This window comes from Colwellia sp. BRX10-4, from assembly GCF_014077465.1.
Lineage (GTDB): Bacteria > Pseudomonadota > Gammaproteobacteria > Enterobacterales > Alteromonadaceae > Colwellia_A.
The window spans coordinates 126,322-144,077 of sequence record NZ_JACGVZ010000005.1 but is presented as its reverse complement, the minus strand read 5'-3'; the positions used below and the strand labels follow the sequence as shown (position 1 = coordinate 144,077).

Genomic DNA, 17,756 nt, shown 5'->3' with positions numbered 1-17,756 from the left:
TATACTTACTTTCTACTTTTCTAAGGTTATTTTTCCGTTATGGACGTTTCTGAACTACTTGAGTCACTCAATGAAAAACAACGAGATGTTGTCGCCGCTCCACTACAAAATATGTTGGTATTAGCTGGCGCAGGAAGTGGTAAAACTCGGGTGTTAGTGCAACGTATTGCCTGGTTAATGCAAGTTGAAAACGCCTCTTCTCATAGTATTTTAGCTGTTACTTTTACCAATAAAGCCGCAGCAGAAATGCGAGTGCGTGTTGAGAAAACAGTTGAAGGTAATGTTCATGGTATGTGGGTCGGTACTTTCCATGGTTTAGCCCATCGCTTACTCCGTATGCATTTTCAAGAAGCTAAATTACCACAGAATTTTCAAGTACTTGATTCAGATGATCAACTGCGCTTAGTTAAGCGCATTGTACGTTCGTTAGGTATTGACGAAAAACGTTGGCCACCCAAGCAGATGCAGTGGTATATCAATGGAAAAAAAGATGAAGGCATTCGTCCACAGCACATAGAGGTTTATGATGATCCCACTGAGCAAACATTTGTTAAAGTTTATCAAGGATATCAAGAAGCTTGTGATCGAGCCGGTTTAGTCGATTTTGCCGAGTTATTACTGCGTGCCCATGAACTATGGTTGAATAATCCCGTTTTGCTTGCCCATTATCAGCAACGCTTTAAGCATATTTTAGTCGATGAATTTCAAGACACCAATGCTATTCAATACGCCTGGTTAAATATTCTAGGTAACGCATCGAGTAAGGTGATGATTGTTGGTGATGACGATCAATCAATTTACGGCTGGCGTGGCGCAAAAATTGAAAATATTCAGCGTTTTCTTAATGAATTTGACGACACAAAAACTATACGTTTAGAACAGAATTATCGCTCCACAGCCAATATTCTTAATGCGGCTAATAAACTTATCGCCAATAATAATAACCGCTTAGGTAAAAAGTTGTGGACCGAAGATGAAGCGGGCGAAAAAATATCTATTTATACCGCATTCAACGAGATAGACGAAGCTCGCTTTATTGCAGGTCGAATTACGGATTGGCGTAAAGAAGGCAGCTTAGATGATGTCGCTATTTTATATCGCAGTAATGCGCAATCTCGTTTACTCGAAGAAGCGCTCTTGCAGAGTCGCTTACCTTATCGTATTTACGGTGGTCAACGTTTCTTTGAACGTTTAGAAATTAAGGATGCACTTGCTTACTTACGCTTACTAAATAATCGCGATGATGATGCGGCTTTTGAACGTATTATTAATACCCCAACACGTGGCGTTGGTAATACTAGCCTATCGTTAATACGTGACGCTGCGCGCAGTTTAGAAATGACATTATGGCAAGCGTGTCAATTCATGCTAAAAAATGATGAATTGAAAGGACGAAGTGCGAAAGTCATTCAAAATTTTATTAATATTATCGATACTCTCGAAGATGACTCTAGTCACCTTGACCTCGACCAACAGGCCAACTATGTTATTCATCACAGTGGTTTAAAAGCCATGTATCAAGCTGAAAAAGGTGAACGTGCCGAGGCAAGAATAGAAAACTTAAATGAGCTTGTTACGGCTTGTCAGACATTCGAAGCGGACCCAGAGTTAATAGAAGAACAAACAAAACTCACCTCGTTTTTAACACATGCTGCCCTTGAGGCTGGCGAGTCACAAGCCGATGATTATGAACCCGCTGTGCAGTTAATGACTATGCACTCTGCGAAAGGTTTAGAGTTTCCATTAGTGTTTATTGCCGGCTTAGAGGAGGGAATGTTTCCCTCACAAAAATCAGTAGAAGAAATAGGTCGTTTAGAAGAGGAAAGGCGTTTATGTTACGTCGGCATGACACGTGCTATGAATAAGCTATACTTGTGTCATGCAGAAAGTCGCCGACTTTATGGACAAGAAAAATTTCATAAAGCCAGTCGCTTTTTACGTGAATTACCTCCTGAGTGTACCGAAGAAATAAGATTACAAAACCAAGTGACTCGTCCATCAACTAAAGGCAAGTTTTCTTCGACTTTCACCCTGGAAACTTTTGAGAACAGCGGCTTTAGTTTAGGACAGTCAGTTGTTCATGCTAAATTTGGTGAAGGCGTTGTCTTAAATTATGAAGGTTCAGGAGCTCAAAGTCGTATTCAAGTTAATTTTGCTGGTGTAGGTAGTAAATGGCTAGTGGTCGCCTATGCTAACTTACAAGCCATCGTTTAATATCACATGAAAATAATTGGTTCTTTCATGTGATGCCATTATAAAAATAAGGTATGAGATTATATGTCAATGCAGTTACTTGTAGTAGAAGACAGTAAGCCTATTGCTCGTGTTATTAAGCAAATTGGCGAGGCATTAAATTATCAGGTAACTATTGCTACCACACTTGCCGAAGTAGAAGATATTTTACAGGGCAAAAATGATTTTTTTGCAGCCACTATAGATTATGCCTTACCAGATGCTCCCAATGGCGAAGCAATAGCTTGTGTGCTCTCTCATGGTATTCCAAGTGTCGTTATGACAGGTAAAATGGATGAGACTACTCGACAGCAAATACTTGCTCAGCCCGTTGTTGACTATATTCCTAAAGAGAATAGTCAAGCTTTCCTTTATTTAAAACGTATTTTACATTGGCAAATAACCAACAGCAGCACAGGTATTCTTGTAGTTGATGATTCTTTAGCGGCACGAAATTATGTTTCTCAGCTCTTAAAACGCCGCAACTTTAATGTTTATTTAGCCAATGATGGTGTGCAAGCGCTAGAACGCTTAAAGCAGCACAAAGACATTAAATTGGTGATCACCGATCTGGAAATGCCTATAATGGACGGTATCGAATTAACCAATGAAATCCGTAAAAGTTATAGTCGTGATCAACTCGCTATTATTGGTATATCTGGAGCAGACAACGGTATGCATTCGGCTCGCTTTATTAAAAATGGTGCTGATGACTTTTTACGTAAACCTTTTTGCCCAGAAGAGTTTTATTGTCGAATTACCCAAAATATTGAGAATTTAAACAATATTGAACAAATCCAAAAAGCAGCAAACGTAGATTATTTAACCGACTTACCTAACAGACGTGCTTTTTTCTCTAAAGCAGAACAACTGGTGCCGCAATATATTAAAAGAGATATGCCTTATTGTGTTGCTATGCTCGACATTGATTTTTTCAAAAAAATCAATGATAACTACGGAAATGATGCTGGCGATCATGTCTTAAAAGTACTGGCATTATATATGCGTAAACATCTAGGATCAGGTTTGCTGGCCCGCTTAGGTGGTGAAGAGTTTGCCGTCTTAATGTACGGTACTGATGAGGATCAACTCTACACTAAATTAGAGGATCTTCGTCGAGAAATTTCTGTTTCTCAGCTAACTTTTGAAGAGCACCATATTGCCTTTAACATCAGCATAGGCTTAGTTTGTAATAGTAAAGAGACGTTTGCTAAACAACTGAATCAAGCGGAAAGTGCGCTTTATAATGCTAAAGAAAATGGCCGCAATCAATTGAGTCTTTTTGGCATTGATGATTAACGCTTTAGTTAAAATTTATATATTAAAGTAATGCCGAGCTTGAATTAACTTATAGGTGTTTTTTTTTATAAAAAAAAGTAAAGTGGTCAAACTATTTTAACAACAGGGTGCACTAAATGCAGAAAAAAATAATGCTCATGAGCAAACCTTTGCTGATGTTGTTTTGTTTTTTTATTAGCACCTCAAGCTCAATTTTTGCCCAGAAAATTGATAGTGAGCAAGTTAAAGCCGCTTATATTTACAATTTTATTAAACATGTTAGCTGGCAAAATGAAAATAATAAACAGCAATTTGTTATCGGTGTTTATGGTGATGATACTTTTGCTGCTTTGCTTAATAACACCTTGGCTAAGCGTGTCATTAGAAACAAGCCAATCAAAGTTATTGTCATAAAAAATATCGAAGCGGGTAAACAAACCGACTTGTTTTTTACTGCTGCCAATAGCAATACTGAAATAGCCGATATTGCTGCCATTCTTCGCAGTAGCAACACACTTTTGATTACTGATAACAGTATTGATAAGCATAATGTGATGATCAATCTAGTTAACGATGCTGAAAATTCTGCGATAGATTTTGAAGTGAATAAATCAAATATTGTCTTTGAGGGTTTGGTGATGTCTGCTGAATTATTATTGTCAGGGGGGACTGAACTTCAGGTGGCTACCTTGTATAGAGAAACAGAGTTGGCATTACAAGTCATTAGGGCGCGTGAAGCAAGGTTGAACCAAAAGTTAACCGATCAAGAAAATCAAATATCCTCAGCAAAAGAAAAGCTTAATACCTTAAATAAGAATTTAACACAGCAAGAAAAAATGGCAGGTAAGCGTCAGCAAGAGCTAAATATCCTAAAGATAGATACTGAACAACAGCAACGCTCGATAAAAACCAAAGAGCTGCAATTACAGCAAGTAGCAACCCAGTTAAAAGTAGCAAAAACAATCTTAGAGAACCAGCAAAGCTCGGTTGTCAATAAAGAACAAGAAAATAGGGCTATGGCTGAAAAAATATTGACTAATAAAGATATTTTGCAACAGCAACAGCAACAAATAAGTTTTCAAGCCATGCAATTAAATAAAAAAAATCAAGAGTTAGATAATCGCGAGGAACGCATTGATAAACAGCGAATTTATTTGATTGTAATGGCGTCCTTTCTTACCCTGTTAGTAGTGATTTCAGGATTGGTGGTCGTACTTTTTGTTAAAAATAGGCAGACAACACGAACATTAACTCGTACGCTCGAAAATTTACAAAAGATGCAAAAGCAATTAATTCAATCTGAAAAAATGGCGTCGTTAGGCACTTTAACTGCAGGAGTTGCCCATGAAATTAATACCCCACTTGGTATTGCGGTAACATCAACAAGTTCAGCTTTAGAAAGTACCCTAAAGATTCGTAAAAACTTTGAAACAGGCAACTTAACCCGCACGGCGATGGAACATTACTTTAATGGTATGGAGAAGGCTTCTAACTTGAATACGAACGCTTTAGAGCGTGTTATTGAGTTGTTGAATAACTTCAAGCAAGTCGCAGCAGATCAAATGGTGGGTGAAGAGCGAGAAATTGATTTAGTCAGTTATATTGAAGAGGTCATGTCAACGTTATCGGCAGAAATGAAGCGCTTTAGGGTGAGTTATCAATATAGCGGTGAAAGTGAATTGAAAATAACCACCATTCCTGGAGCGTTAGCGCAGGTGCTAACAAATTTAGTCACGAATGCGTTAAAGCACGCTTTTGAAAATAAAGCACAAGGCAATATTGCTATCGAGTTAACGAAAACCCAAGATGGTCATGTTGTTATTGTCTTTAAAGATGATGGTCATGGCATGAACCAACATGTGCTAGATAATATTTTTGAACCTTTCTTCACCACCAAAAGAAATTCCGGCGGTACTGGCTTAGGAATGAATATTGTTTATAATATTATATGTCAAAAACTACAAGGCAATATCAAAATTAAAAGTAAGCTAACACTAGGGTCTAGTTTTCATATTACCCTGCCAATAAAGCTTAAAGCCAATACTTAACTTAACTACATCGTCTTTTTAAATAGTGTCTACAGCATTATTAACAGTTAAAAACTACAGAGTAAGATCAAAATTAAAAGTAAGCTAACACTAGCTCTAGTTTTCATATTACCCTGCCAATAAAGCTTAAAGCCAATACTTAACTTAACTACATCATCTTTTTAAATAGTGTCTACAGCATTATTAACAGTTAAAAACTACAGAGTAAGATCAAAATTAAAAGTAAGCTAACACTAGGGTCTAGTTTTCATATTACCCTGCCAATAAAGCTTAAAGCCAATACTTAACTTAACTAAATTACATCGTCTTTTTAAATAGTGTCTACAGCATTATTAACAGTTAAAAACTACAGAGTAAGATCAAAATTAAAAGTAAGCTAACATTAGGGTCTAGTTTTCATATTACCCTGCCAATAAAGCTTAAAGCCAATACTTAACTTAACTAAATCACATCGTCTTTTTAAATAGTGTCTACAGCATTATTAACAGTTAAAAACTACAGAGTAATATCAAAATTAAAAGTAAGCTAGCAGCAGGCTCTAGTTTTCAGATTATTCAGATAAAAAGGCTTAAGGCCAGTATTTAATCAACCTTAGATATAATTTCGGCAATAAAATTAACGACTTAATCGTTCATTTAATGCTAATTTACGTTTTTCATTTCTGGCTTTTAGTGAGTCTACGCTATAAATAACCAAAGCTAACCAAATAGCAGCAAAGGTGACTAATTTAGCGGGCTGCAATGTTTCTTGATAATAGAAGGTTGCTAAAAAAAACATAATACTGGGTCCAATGTATTGAAAAAAGCCTAGCGTTGATAATGTTAACCTCTTTGCCGCAGCAGTAAAACATAGCAGTGGCGCTGTAGTAACTACGCCTGCAGCGATCAATAGCAGGTTTAAATTTGAGCTGTTTTCAAACATGTTAGCGGTATTAGTATTAACAAATAACAACCAATAAACAATCGCGAGCGGTAGCATCATGCTTGATTCAATTAATAAACCAACAAAAGAATCAAGGTGCATTTTTTTACGTAACAAGCCATAAATACCGAACGTTCCAGCAAGTGCTAATGAAATTACCGGTAATGAACCTAATAAAACCAGTTGAATTAATACCCCACATAATGCCAGCGCAACGGCGAACTTCTGCATTTTTCGCAAACGCTCACCTAAAAAAATAACACCGAGTGCGACACTAAATAAAGGATTGATAAAATAACCTAAGCTCGCGTCTAGCAGATGATCATTGTTTATCGCCCAGATGAATAAAAACCAATTTACTAATAGAAAAGTAGCGGATAAGGCAAGTTTAGCCAATAACCTAGGTTGTTTAAGTGTATCGATTAATACGCGAGATCTTTTACTGATGATAACGATTAAAAATAACAGTAGGCTCGACCAAATAATACGATGCACCATAATTTCATCAGGGCTGATAGAAGAAATTAATTTGAAATAAATGGGCGCTAAACCCCAAAGCAGATAAGCACTAATCGCGTTAATTACGCCATTACGGTCTTTGTTATCAGTTACAGTCATGATTTTCAGTAAACTTTAGCAGTAAAAATAAAGAGCCGAATTATAGCACAATGATTTTTATTTCAGCGCTTTACTTGTTTGATAACCACAAATTGTTGGCGGTATATTGAGAATATTTTTGCTAACGTTATTCACTTTAATTAGCTAATAACTACTCATTTATAATGAATACCAGTTGCACATTTTTAACTAGACCTGAAACTAGCTATCGTATGAACACAAAGCCAGCACTTTGAAAACTAATCAGTGAAGATTAACCAACTAAATAAGTGCCAGTTCCAAAAGCAATGTGGTCACCTTTTTCGTTATGTAATTCCATGCGAGCAACAGCGACTTTATTGCCACTACGAATAATATGGGCTGTGGCGATAAACTCCTCACCACGACCTGGTCGTAAATAATCGGTACGCAGATCTATCGTTCCTAAGCAGCTCAAACTTTGTTGAATTGTTGTTGGTGTTTTGTGCTCAAGTTGTTCAATCATATTTGCTGCCACGACAACACCACCAGCAAAATCAAGGGCTGATGCAGTAACACCACCATGTAGCGTTTTCTGTAATGGGTTACCCATTAACTTATCTTGCCATAAAAAACGTACTTCTGAGGTATTACAATCAAATTTACTAACGGTTAGGCCCAGTAATTTATTAAAGGGAATGTTGTGTGACCAAAAATAAGTAAGTTGCTCAATCATCTGTTTTTCATCTAAATTATTTGTCATAATCCTTCCAATTTAGCCAGCAGATTTTTCTAACTGGTCTAATGTCTCATTGCAGCTTAGCACTTATCTTTCTAAGCATTCAAGAAATACTAAAACAGTGCTCTCGACTTTTCTTGTGACTGGGGTAAAATAACAATAATTGTTGTTTAATAAAGTTTACTCCGTTGCTAAAAGCTCCCCCTACAGTCTCACAAGCTCAGCTTGAAGATGCGTTAAAGCATCATTTTGGTTATCAAACTTTTCGAAGTGGACAATTAGAAATTATTCAGCAATTATTTCAGGGTCGAGACAGCTTAGTGCTTATGCCAACGGGTGGTGGAAAATCGATGTGTTATCAACTGCCTGCTGTATTATTACCAGGAATAACCATAGTTGTTTCACCCTTAATCGCTTTAATGAAAGACCAAGTTGATGGTTTGACTCGACAAGGTATTTCAGCAGCTTTTGTAAATTCAAGTTTAGATCAAGAAACAATCAATGATATTTTTGAGCGTTTATCTCGTAGTGAGCTTAAGTTGTTATACATAGCTCCAGAGCGTTTAAAAAATTATTATTTTATGCAACGCTTAGCGAGCATACAGATAAGTTTATTTGCTATTGACGAAGCGCATTGTATTTCACAATGGGGACATGATTTTCGGCCGGCATACACACAACTTCATACAATTAAACAACGCTTTCCATCGGTACCTGTTATGGCGTTAACAGCAACGGCCGACGTTACAACCCGAAGAGATATTCTTCTTCAACTCGCATTGACTGATCCTTATATTCACCTTGACAGTTTTGATCGGCCTAATATTCGTTTTACCTTAGCTGATAAATATAAGGGCGATCACCAAGTGTTACGCTACATTAAAAAGCGTGGTGATGATTGTGGCATTGTTTACTGTAGTAGCCGCTGGCAAGTTGAGAAGTTATCTAAAATGTTAGCAAGTGCGGGTGTAAATTGTTCTGCCTATCATGCTGGCATGGAAACAGAGATGCGCAATATTGTCCAAGATGGTTTTGCCAAAGATAATATTCAAGTGGTTATTGCCACGGTAGCTTTTGGGCTAGGCATCAATAAATCAAATATTCGCTTTGTGATTCATTTTGAACCTCCGAGAACACTTGAGTCATATTATCAAGAGATTGGCCGTGCTGGCCGAGACGGTTTAGTGGCAGAAGCGTTATTTTTATATGATGAAAAAGACGTAGAACGCATTACTAAGTATATAGCTGATGGTGATAATGAAGAAAGGGTGAATGTTGAACAACAGCGTTTTCAAGCGTTAAAAGGCTTTATTGAAGCTCAAACCTGCCGTCGACAAGTTGTACTTAATTACTTTGCAGAATTTACCACAAAAAAATGTGGTAACTGTGATATTTGTTTAGATCCACCCACTCAATTTGACGCTACTGAAGCCGCACAAAAAGTCTTGTCTTGTGTGTTTCGTATCAAGCAACAAGGTGATATTGAACATGTTGTGCAAGTGCTCAGAGGGGAGTTAACCGAAAAAGTTAGGCAACTGCAGCATGAAAAAGTGTCAACTTTCGCTATCGGTAAAAGTAAAACGCCAGGATATTGGTTTGCTATTATTAGACAATTGATTCATTTAGGATTTTTACAACAAGATATCTCTCAACAATCTGCGTTATTTTTAACACAAGCATCGCGTTCGGTGTTGAAAGGGGATGAACCCTTAATGTTAGCTTCACCAAGGTTGCAAAAAGCAAGTTATTGGCAACAAGATAAAACTGATAAACGTTATGACCGTGTCTTATTTGTTAAATTAAGAACTTTGCGTAAAACGATTGCTGATGTAGAGGATATTGCGCCATTCATTGTTTTTAATGATGCAACGTTGTCAGAGCTTGCGCGTATAAAGCCAAAAACATCACAGCAAATGCTAAATATTAATGGTATTGGTGATACAAAACTTGCCCGTTACGGACATGACTTTTTGCAGGTTATTCAACAGCATAATGCTTAAAACAAAAAACGCTCAATTGAGCGTTTTTTAATATTATTTTTTGATGAACCAGGTTCAACAATAATTATTGAGTTTATTTTAAACTAGCGTAATAAGCGGCAATATTCGCGATATCTTCATCACTCAAACCCATAGCCATAGGTCCCATGATTGCATTTTTACGTGTGCCAGCTTTAAAGGCTTTTAATTGGCTCGCCGTGTAAGCTTCTTTTTGTCCAGCAAGATTTGGGTACATTGGAACTGCAGAAATACCTGCAACACCATGACAAGCGGCACACATACCAGTTTTTGCTTTACCAGCAGCAACATCACCAGCAAAAACAGGAGATACCATCATTAAAGTAGCAGCAACAGCTAAAGTAATTTTTTTCATAACTTATTTCTCTCTTAGTCGTTAGGAATTTTACACTACATTCAGTATATGAGAAAACAAGGAGGCTGTCGTCGACTTTTTTTAGCTAAGCACTAGCAATGTGATCTTCTTTGATTTATCACTGAGTATATTAGGATTATTACCGCTTATATTAAGTAAGGTGGGAGCATACTATCACTGATATTATTTTTTGAAGTGAAAATATCAGCGATAGAAAAAACCTAATTTAGCAAAAAGTATCTTGTTGAGTGATTAAGAACTTAATGTATTATTTTTTCTATAAATCGGGTAGCAACAGACGTGACTTTTTTAAGATACTGTTGGCATTTTCAGCAACATTAAATATGCCTACACCAGTAGATAATGTCATTTGAGGTAATCTAATACCAGACTTACTACTAACAAAGCGCAGTTTTTCAACGCCATGTGCTATTTTATCAGCAATTTCTCGAGCACTTCCTTTGTCAATATCAGGCAACAGAATTAAAAATTCATCGCCACCAGAACGTATTGGTAGGCCGCTGCCAGCAACATAACTACTTACTTTACTAGCTATTTTTGATAAGAGAACATCACTAATTAAATGACCGAATTGCAGATTAACTTCTGAAATTTGATCAACACAGACGACAATTGCGGCAACTTGCCGACTTGGATCTTCTGTTAGCCATAAATCTAAATGCTTAGACATGGCTTTACGATTATAAAGACCGGTAAGTGGATCCATGTAAATTTCTTCACGTACTTCTTTTAATTCAACTTTCAAAGCTTGTGTTTTTTTACGGGTAAAAGAAATATGTTCAGCAAATTTTTGTTGGTGTAGTTTAAAGGCTTTAGATGCTTGGCGAATACTATTTACCGCAACGACTATTTTTTCTTTATCGTTAGATTGTAGGTCAGAAACATTACTGTCTAGCGTGGTAATAAGTTTATTAATACTCTGCGATGATTTTTGGCTGTTTTTTTCAACATGGGTGACAACGTCATTAAGGTCGTCAATGAGTTCATCTCTGAATTTACTTTGACCTAAAATGAACTGACGATAATTTTCTTCAATGAAGAAATCATCAAGTTTTTTACCTGTGGCAAGTTTATTTTCAATAGCAGTATTAAGAAGAATGTTTTTTTTATTAATATATTCGTAGCTAACTGAATAATTAATTGGGCTGACAGGTAAAAGCCACCGCTGTAATTGTTTTACGGCCATGTTCATTTTTAGTTCAGCTTGTTTTATGGAATCATGATATTTCATTGTTCCATCTCAATTTGTACACCCAATTAACAATATCAATAGACCATTTTCTAGTAAAAACAAGTAAAGTACCACATATATATTTTGTCTTTAAAAAACATATGCTTAGTTATATAGTATTTTAAATGAAGTTAATATATGGCAGAAAATAATTAAAAAGAAGGGAAGGACCGCAAAGTATACCGAAAGCAAACTGTTCAAAATAAAGACAAGCCCCCACTATATCTATACTTGGCAGTTCCGCTATCCTAGGTTTCCCCTTAGACCGGTAACTTTGCGTCTCTAGCTTTCACTAGATTTGCCCTTTTCGAGTTTTAGAAACTCTAAATTCATTATAAGCGTTGAACTATGCTTGTAAACCTTTATTATGGATAATTTGTTGAACCGTAACGAAAACCTATAAGTAATAGATAAATTTATAGGTTATGGCTGATCACTCTACTGATCATGAGATAAAGGATTTTAGTTCATAATGCCCTGTAAGCTGTTGTTGATCTTTTGTTTTTTTATAGCTCCTTCATTTTGTTTTGCCAATGATGCTTTAAACGTTGAGCAAAACATTAAAGATGTAGAACGCTATTTTTTACAAGACGCTGAAAACCTTCCCTACGAAGAGATTATTACGCTTTCAAAAAAAATTTTAGGATCTCAAGAAAATTATACCGTCCAAATTCGTGGAAAAACCTTCATCCTTCTTGCTGATGTTGCCAATAATAAGGGTGAAAATAGCGAGGCATTTCATTTTGCGCAAGATGGAATTTCTCTGCAAGGACTTGAACCAGCAATAAAGTTTAATTTATTGCTGAAAGTTGCAGATGGCTATTATTTACAGGAGAAGTATGAGAAAACTCAAAATATGGCAACCAATGTCATCTTAATTGCTGATTCTCCACAAGTGCTAAAATATCGCTTAATTGCTTTGAGTTATCGAGCTGTTACCTATGCGTTGCAAAATAAAAACGATTTATCGATGAATGATCTTAATCAAGTTAAGGTGCTGATTTCTGTAAATCCTCAGTATGAGGACCACCTTTGTCTTTTAGAAATTTTAGCAACGGCACATTATTATTTAGGCGATTATCAAGCATCGCTAACCATGCAAAATAAGTTATTAACCTTAAAATTTGATTTAGATAAATTAGCTAATATTGACCAAACTTATTTACACTTAGGCCGTGCTTATTTTCAGTTAAATTTATTTGATGATGCTTACAATGCTTTTTGGGAAGCACAAAAATATGGTAAAAATAAAAATGCGCCAATTAGTGCTGCCTATGCTGAATTAGGATTGGCAGAGGTGTTATTAAAGCAGGGAGAGTTCAGTGATTCACATAACTGGCTATTATCAGCCAGTGCTACATTTAATGAAAAGAGCCTAAGTAAGCCTTATTTAACCTCGTTAATTTTATTAGCAGAGACCTCAAGTCTATTAAACAATAAAGCTTTGTATCAACACTACCTTCAACTAGCAGAATTAAATGCTAAACACATAAAGCTATCAAAAAAGCAGGCTAAATTATTACTTTTATTAAGTGATATGTATCAGAAAAACGGTGATTATAAAAATGCGTTAATTGCCCATAAAGATTATCTTGTATTACTTGAACAGTTTCAGAAAAAGGCTGAGCCCTCATTAATTATCGACTCCAGTCAAATGTTAAGTGCAAATGATAAAAGTCGAAATTTAATCCTGAATCTCGCAGAACAGAGTAAGTTACAAACTCAATTTAGTGCAAAATTTATCGCGCAAAAAGAGGTCATATATTTATTGATTGTGATCGTTATTTTATTATTGATTACGTTGGTTTTTTTTGGATTAAGGCAAAGAACGTTACGCTTAAATCAAGTATACGATGAAGTGGAACAGCCATTATCTTATTTGGTAACGCCCTCTCAAACTAAAAGAAATTATCAACTAAATTATAAAATGGCGAGGAAATACGACTATCCCTTAGCGATTGGCTACTTATCAGTTGTTAACTGGCAAGAGCTTTCCTTTCACTTTAATCATAAAGTTATGCTCGAAGTTTCAAAAACATTAGCGATCTTACTTAATGAGTCCAAAGGTGAATTTGATGAAGCGGGTACAATTAACGATGGTGAATATTTACTGATAGCCCCCCACCAAACTCAAGCTGAAATAGCGATTAAGTTAAATAGTTTAGCTAACGCGATTAAGCTTAGATTCTTCGCTAATTTAGGTGATTATTCACTTAAAATTCGCTACGCCTATGGTTCACCCACAGCACAAGATATTGACCCTTACATATTTTTATCGCGTTTAAGTGAAACCACTAAAGCGTAGTCAATATTACTTTTCATTTTAATAGGTTTAATATGATTTTTGTATTGTCCATTGCTGTTATTTTTGTAGCTTTGAGTATTTATTTTTATTTTCGATTGGAAGGTCTACAACGCGCATTATTTAGTATGAAAAAAGAGCTCAGTAGTAGTCAGAAAGAAAATAAGTTTTATATAGACTCTATGGCTATAATTGCCAAGTGACACGAAGATTTTGTTAAAAATCGATTACAAATAATTAAAAATTGCCAGGCATTAGAGCCTGAGACGATTGAAATTATTTCACCACTGATTAATAACTATGCAGCAATTTTTATTGAGTGTTTAAAAGGAAAAGGCAAACTGCAGTCAATCACTAAAAAGTGTTATGGAAATTTCGACGATGACGCTTTTAAAAAGTTTGTGGAGCATATCGCTAAGCAAGATGCGAGCGTAAGGCGTATGTGGTCAAGTAATAATTTGACGGGGTATATTTCTTTAATTGAAACTTTATTACTCACTAAAACTAAAAAAGATGCCTAACTGGGGCATCTTTTCATGTATCTCTGAAAGTAGGCTAGGTATTTGCCTTTAATCAAGGATGAATAACTAAGGACGAATAATTATACTTGGCGTTGAGTCTACTTCACCTTCACCGTTAATAGTTGCTGTTTTACCATTGCATTGTAATATGGCTAAGCTGCCGTTATTGCTGTTTCTAATAAAAGATAAGTCGTAACCAAACTGAGTCATGCTACTGGCGGCAAATTTTTGTGCAAGAGAAAGCCTGTCCCATAGCGACTGCTCCTCATTACTACCTTGCCTTCTTTCTAACAATACTTCTCTTTCTAATAGCGCTTCCATTGAGATCTCTTCGTATTTTTAGTCAATAATTTTCTTATTGCTTAGATATTACCTTGCAGCGTATGAATTTTCAACAATTTTAAAATGTCGCTAAAGATATAAATTATAAATATGCTATAGTCAAAATTTTATATCAGTGAGTGCTAAATATTATGAGTCAAGTGTTGGATGATTTATCTTCATTATTAGAATTAGAGGTAATCGAACAAGGAATTTATCGTGGTCAAAGTCAAGATTTAGGCTTTCGTGCGCTGTTTGGTGGTCAAGTAATGGGACAAGCTGTTTCTGCCGCTCAAGAAACAGTAAATTCAGCACGTAATGTTCACTCTCTTCATTCTTATTTTCTACGTCCAGGCGATGCGAGTAAGCCGGTTGTTTATGAAGTGGAAAATATTCGTGATGGAAAAAGTTTTAGCACTCGCCGTGTTAAAGCAATTCAAAACGGTAAAGATATATTCTATATGACGGCCTCTTTTCAACAATATGAAAAAGGCATTGAGCATCAAGATCTTATGCCTGATGTACCCGCACCTGAAGATTTAGCGTCTTACACAGATTTTATTTTCGATAACCAAGATAAAATACCTGAAGAAATTAGAGGTAAATTTTTAGCTGAAAAACCCATCGAAATGCGTCCTGTTGAACCTTATAATTGGCTGCAACCCGAAAAGACAGCACCTAAGTCTCAGATGTGGATAAAAGCAAACGGTACCTTATCTGATGATTTGCGTATTCATACTTATATGCTGGCTTATACTTCTGACTTCTTGTTTTTACCAACGGCTTTATTTCCCCATGGCTTGAGTCATTGGCAACCCAATTTACAGATTGCCACTATTGACCATGCTATGTGGTTTCATCGCCCATTTCGTTTTGATGATTGGCTGCTTTACGTTATGGACAGTCCGTCAGCAAGTGGCGGCCGCGGCTTAGTTAAAGGACAAATTTTTAATCGTCAAGGACAGCTTGTTGCCTCAACGATGCAAGAAGGCGTGGTTCGTCAACGTTAGAATTTTCGACTCGAGCGACTTTTTTGCCAGTCATAGCCGGTAGGATGTTGAAAAACACGTAAACTGAATACCGGTGCCATTGCGAATAAATGGTCAAAAATATCGGCTTGTATACCTTCATAATTCTTCCAGTTTTGGTCATTACTGAAGCAATATATCTCCAGCGGTAAGCCTGAGTCGGTTGCCGCTAATTGCCTGACCATGCAAGTCATCTCATTATGTATTTTTTCATGTTTAGCCAAATAAGCGGTAATATAAGCGCGAAAAGTTCCGACATTGGTTAACTGTCGGCTATTAACATTATCGTTAGATAAATTAGCCGTTTTTAAACTCGTGGTGATTTCATCAGATTTTTGCTGTAAATAATCTTTTAATAAACTAATTTCTTTGAGTTTTTCAATCTCTGCATTTTGATAAAATGAAATACTGTTAATATCAATAATAATACTACGCTTAATACGTCGACCACCTGAATTGAGCATGCCTCGCCAATTCTTAAATGAGCCATTTATTAAGGCGTACGTAGGAACGGTTGTCACTGTATTATCAAAGTTTTTTACTTTAACCGTATTTAAACCAATCTCAATCACATCACCATCAGCACCATAATTAGGAATTTCAATCCAGTCACCAGGCGCGACCATTTTGTTCGCTGATATTTGAATACTAGCGACTAAGCCTTTAATCGTGTCCTGAAATACTAATAATAAAACAGCCGTTAATGCACCTAAACCACTGAGTAAATAAATAGGTGACTTATCTAAAATAAATGAAATAGATAAAATAGTGGCAACCAAATAAATAGCCAGTTTTATCACTTGTATCGTTGAGCTTAAGGGTAAGTAGCGGTCACGCGCCGTATTTTGATAGAGACTTCTAATGACGTTTAAAACAGCACTGATACAACGTGCAATTTGAAAACTGAGAGCTATTTTTACAAAAACCACTAAAACGGCGCCAAGTAATGCCTGTTCCGGCAGTAAAATAGGCGTTAAAAACAGTAGTACGAATAACGGGATTAAAAAAGCGAAGCGAGAAAAAACATTATGCTCTAATAAAACATCATCCCAAGTGTTTTTTGTTCTGCTGACCATTTTGTTAACAAAAGCTAATACCTGATATTTTGCGAGGTAGTAACCCAATGCCGAAATGACAAAAATGAGCATGCAACCAACAAAAATTGTGGTCATCGCTAAATACGCTTCGGCGATACCTTGGTTAGTTAACCATGTGCTAATGAGTTCACTCATTTAAGTTTCCTTTTTCAATTTCAATGTTATTTAGCGGTATTATCATTATTAAACTCGATAAGTTTTTGGTCTTTATCAAGCCATAATTGATTAACCCACTTTTGAAATTTTATTTTAAAATTTCGATCGCGCACATAGTCGCCAACAAGATCATCGCCAATGTTTGAAACCTCTACATTGACATTTACCTGTTTAATTTTCCCCGCTAAAAAATCACTAAAAGTAGGGATGCCCTCTGGGTAATGAATGGTAATATTGACTATTTTATGCAAGTTGCCACCCATGGCTTCTAGCACAAAACCTATGCCACCCGCTTTAGGTTTAAGTAGATGTTTAAACGTGGAATTTTGCTTATCGTGCTTTTTGTTAGTGAAGCGTGTTCCTTCTATAAAGTTCATTATGCTGACGGGTTTATGCTTGAATTTAGCACAAGCTTTACGCGTGGTTTCAACGTCTTTACCTTTTAAATGGGGATTCTTTTTAATGAAAGATTGGCTATAACGCTTCATAAATGGAAAGTCGAGAGCCCACCAAGCCAAGCCTAAAAAAGGCACAAAAATGAGTTCTTTTTTTAAGAAAAATTTCAAAAAAGGAATTTTGCGATGCATGACTCGCTGCAAGATAACAATATCAACCCAGCTTTGGTGATTACAGATGACCAAATACCATTCTTTCATGGTTAGTTGATCTAAGCCGGTTACTTTAATTTCTGTTTTATTAAAGAGCTTTTGAATGAAGGTGTTAACACCCACCCAATTACTTGCCATTTGATCTAATAAATAGCTGAATATTTTCTTAGCAAAAGTTAAGGGAATAATAGCCTTACAAAATGAAAATATAATAATAGGTATTAACCAGAAAAGCGTATTAATGGTATAAATTGTTAGCGAAATAATATGAATAAGTAGCGGAGGTAAAAAATTCAACATGGAA

General features: G+C 36.0%; 13 protein-coding genes and 1 riboswitch. Of the genes, 6 read left to right on the top strand and 7 right to left on the bottom strand.

The features are described 5' to 3' along the window. Nucleotides 1–39 precede the first annotated feature (39 nt). The 3 genes from uvrD to H4J67_RS06675 all read left to right on the top strand — a co-directional run bounded on the left by uvrD (nucleotide 40) and on the right by H4J67_RS06675 (nucleotide 5,558). On the top strand, nucleotides 40–2,214 hold the full coding sequence (uvrD, locus tag H4J67_RS06685; protein WP_182175953.1) for a DNA helicase II: 2,175 nt from the start codon (nucleotides 40–42) through the stop codon (nucleotides 2,212–2,214). 69 nt (nucleotides 2,215–2,283) lie between these two features. Further along, the gene (locus H4J67_RS06680) at nucleotides 2,284–3,531 is read left to right on the top strand and encodes a diguanylate cyclase (RefSeq protein ID WP_259368510.1); all 1,248 of its coding nucleotides are present in this window, start codon (nucleotides 2,284–2,286) and stop codon (nucleotides 3,529–3,531) included. 116 nt (nucleotides 3,532–3,647) lie between these two features. Beyond that, on the top strand, nucleotides 3,648–5,558 hold the full coding sequence (locus tag H4J67_RS06675) for a YfiR/HmsC family protein (RefSeq protein WP_182175955.1): 1,911 nt from the start codon (nucleotides 3,648–3,650) through the stop codon (nucleotides 5,556–5,558). Nucleotides 5,559–6,173: 615 nt separating this feature from the next. Here the strand turns inward: H4J67_RS06675 and rarD are convergent. Continuing rightward, entirely contained in the window at nucleotides 6,174–7,097 is a 924-nt protein-coding gene (rarD, locus tag H4J67_RS06670) for an EamA family transporter RarD (RefSeq protein ID WP_182203240.1), read from the bottom strand. A 253-nt stretch (nucleotides 7,098–7,350) separates the two neighbouring features. Then, nucleotides 7,351–7,818: a thioesterase family protein gene (locus H4J67_RS06665; protein ID WP_182175957.1), complete on the bottom strand. Its 468-nt coding sequence runs from the start codon at nucleotides 7,816–7,818 to the stop codon at nucleotides 7,351–7,353. Between the two features lie 164 nt (nucleotides 7,819–7,982). Here H4J67_RS06665 and recQ point away from each other — a divergent pair, with 164 nt between their 5' ends. Then, nucleotides 7,983–9,794: a DNA helicase RecQ gene (gene recQ / locus H4J67_RS06660; RefSeq protein WP_182175958.1), complete on the top strand. Its 1,812-nt coding sequence runs from the start codon at nucleotides 7,983–7,985 to the stop codon at nucleotides 9,792–9,794. A gap of 73 nt (nucleotides 9,795–9,867) precedes the next feature. Here recQ and H4J67_RS06655 read toward each other — a convergent pair whose 3' ends face one another. Both H4J67_RS06655 and H4J67_RS06650 read right to left on the bottom strand, forming a co-directional pair. Next, nucleotides 9,868–10,167, bottom strand: a complete 300-nt coding sequence (locus H4J67_RS06655; protein WP_182175959.1) for a cytochrome c — start codon at nucleotides 10,165–10,167, stop codon at nucleotides 9,868–9,870. Nucleotides 10,168–10,444: 277 nt separating this feature from the next. Then, nucleotides 10,445–11,419, bottom strand: coding sequence for a GGDEF domain-containing protein (locus tag H4J67_RS06650; protein ID WP_182175960.1), 975 nt, complete (start codon nucleotides 11,417–11,419; stop codon nucleotides 10,445–10,447). A 230-nt stretch (nucleotides 11,420–11,649) separates the two neighbouring features. Next, nucleotides 11,650–11,732: riboswitch (cyclic di-GMP riboswitch) on the bottom strand. Nucleotides 11,733–11,891: 159 nt separating this feature from the next. Between H4J67_RS06650 and H4J67_RS06645 the strand changes: the two genes are divergently transcribed. Further along, nucleotides 11,892–13,724 carry a hypothetical protein gene (locus tag H4J67_RS06645; RefSeq protein ID WP_182175961.1) on the top strand — a complete coding sequence of 611 codons (1,833 nt, stop codon included), beginning with the start codon at nucleotides 11,892–11,894 and terminating at the stop codon, nucleotides 13,722–13,724. Nucleotides 13,725–14,308: 584 nt separating this feature from the next. On the opposite strand, the gene H4J67_RS06640 is transcribed toward H4J67_RS06645, so the two are convergent. After that, a complete protein-coding gene (locus tag H4J67_RS06640) occupies nucleotides 14,309–14,563 on the bottom strand; it encodes a hypothetical protein (protein ID WP_070375371.1) in 255 nt (84 codons plus the stop codon). Between the two features lie 152 nt (nucleotides 14,564–14,715). Between H4J67_RS06640 and tesB the strand changes: the two genes are divergently transcribed. Next, nucleotides 14,716–15,573, top strand: coding sequence for an acyl-CoA thioesterase II (tesB, locus tag H4J67_RS06635; RefSeq protein ID WP_182175962.1), 858 nt, complete (start codon nucleotides 14,716–14,718; stop codon nucleotides 15,571–15,573). Here tesB and H4J67_RS06630 read toward each other — a convergent pair. Together H4J67_RS06630 and H4J67_RS06625 are read right to left on the bottom strand one after the other, a co-directional pair. Next, entirely contained in the window at nucleotides 15,570–16,823 is a 1,254-nt protein-coding gene (locus H4J67_RS06630; protein WP_182175963.1) for a mechanosensitive ion channel family protein, read from the bottom strand. The genes tesB and H4J67_RS06630 overlap by 4 nt on opposite strands. 26 nt (nucleotides 16,824–16,849) lie before the next feature. Then, nucleotides 16,850–17,752 carry an acyltransferase gene (locus H4J67_RS06625; RefSeq protein WP_182175964.1) on the bottom strand — a complete coding sequence of 301 codons (903 nt, stop codon included), beginning with the start codon at nucleotides 17,750–17,752 and terminating at the stop codon, nucleotides 16,850–16,852. Nucleotides 17,753–17,756 lie beyond the last annotated feature (4 nt).

What these genes read in the sequence shown, in the direction of transcription:
- H4J67_RS06675 (WP_182175955.1), top strand. Translation starts at nt 3,648, where the DNA reads ATGCAGAAAAAAATAATGCTCATGAGCAAACCTTTGCTGATGTTGTTT.
- H4J67_RS06625 (WP_182175964.1), bottom strand. Translation starts at nt 17,752, where the DNA reads ATGTTGAATTTTTTACCTCCGCTACTTATTCATATTATTTCGCTAACA.
- H4J67_RS06680 (WP_259368510.1), top strand. Translation starts at nt 2,284, where the DNA reads ATGCAGTTACTTGTAGTAGAAGACAGTAAGCCTATTGCTCGTGTTATT.
- H4J67_RS06650 (WP_182175960.1), bottom strand. Translation starts at nt 11,419, where the DNA reads ATGAAATATCATGATTCCATAAAACAAGCTGAACTAAAAATGAACATG.
- H4J67_RS06655 (WP_182175959.1), bottom strand. Translation starts at nt 10,167, where the DNA reads ATGAAAAAAATTACTTTAGCTGTTGCTGCTACTTTAATGATGGTATCT.
- H4J67_RS06640 (WP_070375371.1), bottom strand. Translation starts at nt 14,563, where the DNA reads ATGGAAGCGCTATTAGAAAGAGAAGTATTGTTAGAAAGAAGGCAAGGT.
- H4J67_RS06665 (WP_182175957.1), bottom strand. Translation starts at nt 7,818, where the DNA reads ATGACAAATAATTTAGATGAAAAACAGATGATTGAGCAACTTACTTAT.
- H4J67_RS06630 (WP_182175963.1), bottom strand. Translation starts at nt 16,823, where the DNA reads ATGAGTGAACTCATTAGCACATGGTTAACTAACCAAGGTATCGCCGAA.
- rarD (WP_182203240.1), bottom strand. Translation starts at nt 7,097, where the DNA reads ATGACTGTAACTGATAACAAAGACCGTAATGGCGTAATTAACGCGATT.
- uvrD (WP_182175953.1), top strand. Translation starts at nt 40, where the DNA reads ATGGACGTTTCTGAACTACTTGAGTCACTCAATGAAAAACAACGAGAT.
- H4J67_RS06645 (WP_182175961.1), top strand. Translation starts at nt 11,892, where the DNA reads ATGCCCTGTAAGCTGTTGTTGATCTTTTGTTTTTTTATAGCTCCTTCA.
- tesB (WP_182175962.1), top strand. Translation starts at nt 14,716, where the DNA reads ATGAGTCAAGTGTTGGATGATTTATCTTCATTATTAGAATTAGAGGTA.